This window comes from Neisseria sp. HMSC068C04 (genome assembly GCF_001810105.1).
GTDB lineage: Bacteria > Pseudomonadota > Gammaproteobacteria > Burkholderiales > Neisseriaceae > Neisseria > Neisseria flavescens_B.
The window spans coordinates 1-414 of sequence record NZ_KV799999.1 but is presented as its reverse complement, the minus strand read 5'-3'; the positions used below and the strand labels follow the sequence as shown (position 1 = coordinate 414).

Below are 414 nucleotides of genomic sequence, written 5' to 3'. Positions count from 1 at the left end.
GCAGAATCCTGCAGCAAATCCACAACCGCAGCCGACGCGAATACGGCTACGATGCCGCCGGACAACTGACCCACATCCAAAGCAGAGGAGGACAAACCCAATACCGCTACGATCCCATCGGCAGACTGATCGCCGCCGTCACCCCCGACTTTAGAGAAACCTTTGCCTTCGACCCCGCCGACAACCGTCTCGACCTAAGCGGCAACAAACAAGACCATGCAGGTCAAGCAAACAGCCAAGAAAAACCGTCTCTAAACAAAGTCTGGGGCAACTTGCTTAAAGAGTACGCAGGCGTACACTACGACTACGACCAACGTGGCAACCTGATCCGCAAAACCTGCAATGGCGAAACTACGGACTACCATTGGAATGGTTACAACCAACTCATTAAAATAGAAAACCGCAACGGCAGTA

1 protein-coding gene is annotated in these 414 nt (G+C 52.7%); it reads left to right on the top strand.

All coding sequences use genetic code 11. From position 1 onward, the window contains the following. A partial coding sequence (locus HMPREF2700_RS10330; protein WP_168162745.1) for an RHS repeat domain-containing protein occupies positions 1–414 on the top strand: 414 nt, incomplete at both ends.